Here is a 6,133-nt window from a genome sequence, read left to right as displayed (position 1 = left end):
CCTAATTGAGAAAATAAAAATTTGGAAAAGGTACTCCGCGGGCGAAAAATGGCCGCTGGTCGCCCCCGCGCGATGGTCTTCTCTCTGTGAGAAAAATTTTCCTGTTGAATGTAGAAAGACGATTTAAGAAAGGAGTACACCTATGGCGGACACAAAACCGAGAGTGAAATTTGATGCTGCAGGCAATCTGCTCGTATCAAGCACTCAACTATGTGACCTCTTGCGGGTCACTCCGGAAATTATTTCTCGACATCATAAAGCAGGGATGCCTAAAGCATCTGTAGGTTGGTGGAATCTCCGAGAAGTCCTTGTGTATTTAGGGCAGGCGAAAGGTGATAATGCTAAAAGTAAATCCGCATCAACTCGTAAGTTAGAAGCCGAAGCAGATTATAAAGAAGCAAAGGCCGCGCGTGAAAAGAAAATGCTAGATGTGCTTAATGGCGAATATGTCCCTCGTGCCGATGTGGCGCAGGCATGGGCTAACCGAATATTGGAATTAAAAACATCGTTTACCAAATTTGATCCTTTTTATAAAATTTCCTAGCAAATTCAATCTCGGTCAGTATCGTTTGATACCGAATTTATTAAATTTACAAATTTAACCTTACTTTACAAATTCACACAATTAGTAAATTTAAATTTGCAAATTTGATATTTGGATCTGTTTGATCTGAATTGCCCTCGGTTAAATCTAAATAGCATAGCAGTCTTTTTTATACCACAGCTTGTTAATTGTTCAATCCCTTATACCCCTCCCATGGTGGCTCTGCATATGTTTTTAGCGCCTCAAACTTTCTCATTTTCTATCCTTTCTGAAGAATTCTTCTATCATCTTTTGATTACATATATCCAAATACTTCTCCCTGCCGCTATCGCAAGATATCCCGTATCCTCTCGACTCGCTTCCAAAAGCCTTTATAAAGCTTTCGCCTAACGCTCCTTGGTATCTTACGTTTTCGTATATATTATCAGCTAGTATCCTGCCCGTTTTTCTATCTTTTATGATTCCGCCGTAGTTAAAGCTTAGACCGATTAGGTCGTCAAGAAAGGTTTTGATATTTGGTGCCGGCTCTATGCGCCAGTCCGTCATCCTATTTTCTTTTTCCAATACCAACTCTATATCGGCTATCTCATCTTCATTGATTTCTTTACGAGCTACGCATTTGTCTTTGTAAATTTGCTTGAGATCTTTCATATTGTATTTTATGTAACTTAATATTTTAGACGGTTTTATATCTATCGTCGAGGCATTTCTATCATCAAGTAATGATTTTATCTCTCTGATTATTTTATCCTCGCTTTCATGATTTGATTGTAGTTGATTAAAAAATATATTTAATTCTTCATACGTTATCGGGATACTCTTTAAAAAGCCTCTTGTGCTTAACTTGGCTGATAAAAAGCACTCTTGTGCGGTATAGTCATCCAGATAAATTCTAAAATATTTACCGTTTGTGACAGGATTTTCGCTTTTTTCTTTATAATCTATGAAATTTACGTAGCCGTTTATCAAAGATATGAAATTCGCATCGGTCGTATTTGCAGGGAAATTTAGCCAATTGGTTGGATCTATCAAAGGAAAACCGCTTGTATTCCATTCGACTATTTCTCTTTCTCCGGCATAGTAAGCGTGTATGGCGGGCTTTTCATAGACGTTTATCTTGGCATATTTAAAATCATAATAGGCCATAATTGCTTTAAGTACGACAATATCCCCGAAAAACACCATAAACCAAACAAAAAGCCAAAGCAGTTTGCGTTTGCCTTTAGGGGCGATTAGGGCGACAAAAAAGCTTATGGTAAAAAAAGCGGGTATTATGAAAAGAAATACTATACTGCGCATATCTAACCTTTATAAAAATACATATGCAAATTTGTAAAGCCCAAAGAGTTTCTTTAGTAGCAATATTTTATTGCTCTATATCTTAGCTCGTCATTAAATTTCATATAAATTCATCTGCTTGAATTTATATGAAATTTTAAAAACCAGTTTGAGCATTTTAAAGTTATTTTCAGTTTTTAAGTCTTTTTAGCTCTTCAAACTTCTGTTTTAATTGGGCTCTTTATAAACGGAATTTCGATGCATTCTATACGAAAGGGGATTAAAATTTTATAAAACAGCGGATGAAATTTTTGTTGTGCCGTCACGATAAACGGGCGGTTTGATCCGCGATTTTCAGGAGCAAAAAGAGCGCTTTAAAAGCCTCGTGAGCCGAAGTGAAATTTTGGCGCAACGGCGGCGTTTTGCTTTGCAATTTGAGTTAAAATTTGATATGATTGTGCGAAATTTATATTGAACGGCTTTTGAAAATGAATAAATTTATAACCCAAAAAATAGGCGCGCTTGCGGGCTTTAGCGATGAAATTTTAAAAATTTTAGCATCGTTTGACGCGGATGTTTCGGACGTCAGGCTCGCTTTGCAAATTTCAAAAAACGCCCCCCTCGCGGATAAAATTTTAGATTTAGCCTTTTGCGGTTTGTCTAAATTTAGCGCCGAAGAGCTCGCGAGGCAAAATTTCGGTGCCGCGGATGAGCGGTGCGATCTCCAAGGTGCAAAGTCCATAGAACACAGCTTGCAAGACGCCGCAGACGAGTGGCGGCAAAACGAGTACACCTCGAGCGAGCAAAAAGGCACAGACTTAGCAGGGCAGGGCGATAGTCTTAAATTTAATCACTCAAATGACACAAGCGGCCTAAATTGCAGCGACGAGAATTTTAAATTTAACCCCTCGCAAGCAGCAAGCGATACGCCGCCACAAAATCAGCGCGCCGCCGCGAGAGCTGATTGCACGCTAGGTTTGGGTGTTTCCGCGCAAGCCGAACGAGTGCATGGGCGAGAGCCGATACAAGCGCAGCAGCAAAAACAGGGGCAAGAATGGGGAAAGGCGCAGGAGCAGGGGCGAGAGCAGCCGGCGAAGCAGGAGCAGGGCGACACAGCACTAAAGACGCTAAATTTACAGCGAGCGTTTGAGCTTTACGGGCGCGAGCAGATGCGGGCGTTTTTTCTATTCGCCGTATTTGACGAGATGCTAAAGCCGGATTTGCAGGCGTATCGCATCGACCGCGAAAAGCTCACGCAGGTCTCGCTGCTGCGAAATCTGCTTATGTTTTCGTGGATCAAATCCTACCCGCAGATCGAGCAAAACATCCTTTCAAGCGTAATTTTGGTGGAGTTCGGGCGGGTTTTTATCGACGAGCAGGTGTGTGCTACGGGCAAGGCGGAGGAATTTTACCATGCTATCAAGGGCTCGATCTTTCCGCAAGATTTTACCGACGTGGAGATGGAATTTAGCGGCACAAACCGCGAGAGCGTCTCGCACGCGCTATTTGCACATTTTGGGCTAGAACAGATCGCGCAGGACGCGCTGTATTCAAACGCCCCCGACGACGCGCCTTTTGAGAACAAATCCCGCTACGCGATGCTAAAGATCGCCAAAACCGCGGTCAATATCTACCATCACTTCGACGAGCTTAGCATCGACAACGCTTTGAATTTACTAGTCGAGTTCGGCTTCGAACAGGAAGCGTTTTTAGAGGCTAAAGGCGAAATTTAGATATGAGAGAGTTCCTGCGCGCCTTTAACTCGGGCGTATTTGAAAAGAATCTTAGCGGCGAGCAAAAGGAGCTCGCGCGCAACCTCCTAAATATCGGCGCTATCAGCGCGCACAAAGGCAAGCTCTATCTAAACGACGGCTATGTTTTCGGCAGGCTCGACATCGCGCGCGACGGCACGGGCTATCTGCAAAGCTTCGACGATCGCTTCAAAGCTGATCTCATCATCGAAAACAGATATTTAAGCGGCGTGCATCTGGGTGATCTGATCCTAGCAAAAATTTTAAGCTCAAGAAAGTCCCGCCTGCACGCAAAGGTGCTGATGTGCGTCAAGCCTGCGTTTTTAACGAGCGTGGTTTATACCAAAAGCTTTGGGCGCGAAATTTTAGGCGTAAACGTCAAAACCGGCCTCGCAAATCCGCTCAAAGCCACGCAAAAATCGCTAAAGCAGCTGCCGTCAGGCACCCTTTTAAAGATCGATAATCTAACGAACGAGATCACCGAGGTGATCGGAAGCCTAGCCGATCCCTTCGTCGATGAGAAAATTTCTTTAGCGATCTACGATAAAAACGACGAATTTAACGAAGCGTGCAAGCAGCAAGCCGCGAGCTTCGGCAGCGAAGTGGACGAGGCGCTGTATCCGCAGCGCGTGGATTTGCAGCATCTTGCGTTTTGCACCATCGATCCCATCGACGCCAAGGACTTCGACGACGCGATCTATTTTGACGTAAAAGAGCGCACGCTTTACGTCGCGATCGCCGACGTGAGCGAATACGTAAGCGAATACTCGCCGATCGATAAGGAGGCGAAATTTCGCGGCTTTTCGATATATTTTCCGCACAGATCCGTGCCGATGCTGCCGCGCGAGCTTAGCGAAAACATCTGCTCGCTGATGCCGAATCTGCCGAGACTGGCCTTCGTTTTTAAAATCGCTTTAGATGAAAATTTAAACCCGCAAAAGCAGGAGCTTTTCGAAGCGATCATAAGATCAAAACACCGCTACGATTACGACGAGGTAGATGAAATTTTACGCACCCGCAAGGCGTACGAGCCTGAAATTTTAAGCTGGCTCTTGCCGCTTAATGAAATTTGCGAGCGCCTGCGCCGTGCGAGGCTAAAGCGCGGATTTGATTTTCGCACCAAGGAGCTTCGCATAACGCTTGATGAGCGCGGTTTTATAAGCTCCACTCGCTTTGAGACTGACACCCCGTCGCACAAGCTCATCGAGGATTGTATGCTGCTAGCCAATAAAGCCGCTGCGGCGCGCATCGAACGGGGTGTTTTTAGAAATCACGGCTCGGCGGAGCTTAAAAAAATTTACGCGCTGCTTGACGATCTGGCGCTGTTCGGCATCGACGCGCCGTATCAGAGCAATCTTGCTAAGATGATCGGCGAAATCCAAGCGCAAGCCGATGCTATGGGGATACGCGAGGAGATCGATAAGCTCATCATCAAGGCTCAAAAGCGCGCCGAGTATGCGTCCGAATCGCGCGGGCATTTCGGGCTCGGATTTGATAACTACACGCACTTCACAAGCCCGATCAGGCGCTATTCCGATCTCATTTTGCACCGCCTGCTAAAGGCGCAGATGAGGGGGGATGAGAAATTTTATAATTACCTGCTTTTAAACATCGACGCTACGTGCGCGAGGCTAAACGAGCTCGAGCGCGAAGCGGATAAGGTTGCATTTGATTTTATGGACCGAAAATTTGCGCGCTGGGCCGCAGAAAATTTAGGCAAAAAATTCCGCTGCTACATCGACGAAAACGGAAATTCCGTCACCGCAAAGCTAGACGACAAGCTAAAGGGGGCTAAAATTTTAGTTTCAAATTTCGCCGGCGACATTTTAACGCCCGTGCTAGTCGAGCTTACGGACGCAAATATCGCTAGCGGAGTGATTTTAGGCAGGGTGGTAAAGAAGATCTGATGTATAGAAAAGAATTTGACGGGCTTATAGCAAGCGGCAGGGTGCCTAATTTCGTGCTTTTGCGCGGCGGAGACGATTTTTCAAACGAGCTTTACGCGCAGCGCCTGAAGCAAATTTACGCCTCGGAAAATTTTTTGAGTTTGTATTTTTTGGAGTATGATTTTGAGCAGGCGCGGAGCTTCTTGGAGCCCTCGCTTTTCGGCGGCAGCAACACGCTTCACATCAAAACTGCCTCGCTTATCAAAAAGGAGGAGCTGCGAAGGCTCATCGCGCTGTGTAAGTCGGACGCGAATAACCATCTGATCTACGAGCTAAACGATAGCGAAATTTCGGTGAGTGCGGATTTTATCAAAGAATTTGAAGGAAAGGCCAATGACCAGGACCTGCTTTTCGTGACGGGCTCCCTCTACTTTATCTCGGAAGTGCGAGCAAGTTTGGTAGGAAGCGATGAGATTAGTTGACCTTCTAGGTTTAAGTTGCTATACTGGGGATAGGAAAACTTGAAAACGATTTCAGAAACAACATTAGCACAAAAGAAAGGAAGTCGCTATGAAAACGAAGACATTCACACTTTCTATTGCTTCTTTAGCAATTCTTAGTCTTTTAGCAGCTTGTGGACCTAAGGCACAAGCCTATACCCAGCAATCTGCTCA

The 6,133-nt window shown here is 44.9% G+C and carries 5 protein-coding genes; 4 read left to right on the top strand and 1 reads right to left on the bottom strand.

Translation table 11 applies throughout. The annotated features are described in order from the left end of the window. Window positions 1-142: 142 nt before the first annotated feature. Window positions 143-544: a hypothetical protein gene (locus Q0620_RS07810; protein ID WP_298784284.1), complete on the top strand. Its 402-nt coding sequence runs from the start codon at window positions 143-145 to the stop codon at window positions 542-544. A 252-nt stretch (window positions 545-796) separates the two neighbouring features. Here Q0620_RS07810 and Q0620_RS07805 read toward each other — a convergent pair whose 3' ends face one another. Beyond that, a complete protein-coding gene (locus Q0620_RS07805; protein ID WP_298784282.1) occupies window positions 797-1,843 on the bottom strand; it encodes a hypothetical protein in 1,047 nt (348 codons plus the stop codon). Window positions 1,844-2,310: 467 nt separating this feature from the next. Between Q0620_RS07805 and Q0620_RS07800 the strand changes: the two genes are divergently transcribed. Genes Q0620_RS07800 through Q0620_RS07790 form a run of 3 tightly spaced genes read left to right on the top strand, consistent with a single transcriptional unit; the run spans window position 2,311 to window position 5,941 of the window. Continuing rightward, entirely contained in the window at window positions 2,311-3,555 is a 1,245-nt protein-coding gene (locus Q0620_RS07800; protein WP_298784280.1) for a hypothetical protein, read from the top strand. A 2-nt stretch (window positions 3,556-3,557) separates the two neighbouring features. Next, on the top strand, window positions 3,558-5,480 hold the full coding sequence (locus tag Q0620_RS07795; protein ID WP_298784278.1) for a ribonuclease R family protein: 1,923 nt from the start codon (window positions 3,558-3,560) through the stop codon (window positions 5,478-5,480). After that, window positions 5,480-5,941, top strand: a complete 462-nt coding sequence (locus Q0620_RS07790) for a hypothetical protein (RefSeq protein ID WP_298784277.1) — start codon at window positions 5,480-5,482, stop codon at window positions 5,939-5,941. The genes Q0620_RS07795 and Q0620_RS07790 overlap by 1 nt, the downstream gene beginning before the upstream one ends. Window positions 5,942-6,133 lie beyond the last annotated feature (192 nt).

Source organism: uncultured Campylobacter sp., from assembly GCF_938017615.1.
In the GTDB taxonomy this organism is placed as follows: domain Bacteria; phylum Campylobacterota; class Campylobacteria; order Campylobacterales; family Campylobacteraceae; genus Campylobacter_B.
Note: the sequence above shows the minus strand (reverse complement) of the source record. Positions and strands in the feature narration are given on the sequence as shown.

What these genes read in the sequence shown, in the direction of transcription:
- Q0620_RS07810 (WP_298784284.1), top strand. Translation starts at nt 143, where the DNA reads ATGGCGGACACAAAACCGAGAGTGAAATTTGATGCTGCAGGCAATCTG.
- Q0620_RS07805 (WP_298784282.1), bottom strand. Translation starts at nt 1,843, where the DNA reads ATGCGCAGTATAGTATTTCTTTTCATAATACCCGCTTTTTTTACCATA.
- Q0620_RS07800 (WP_298784280.1), top strand. Translation starts at nt 2,311, where the DNA reads ATGAATAAATTTATAACCCAAAAAATAGGCGCGCTTGCGGGCTTTAGC.
- Q0620_RS07795 (WP_298784278.1), top strand. Translation starts at nt 3,558, where the DNA reads ATGAGAGAGTTCCTGCGCGCCTTTAACTCGGGCGTATTTGAAAAGAAT.
- Q0620_RS07790 (WP_298784277.1), top strand. Translation starts at nt 5,480, where the DNA reads ATGTATAGAAAAGAATTTGACGGGCTTATAGCAAGCGGCAGGGTGCCT.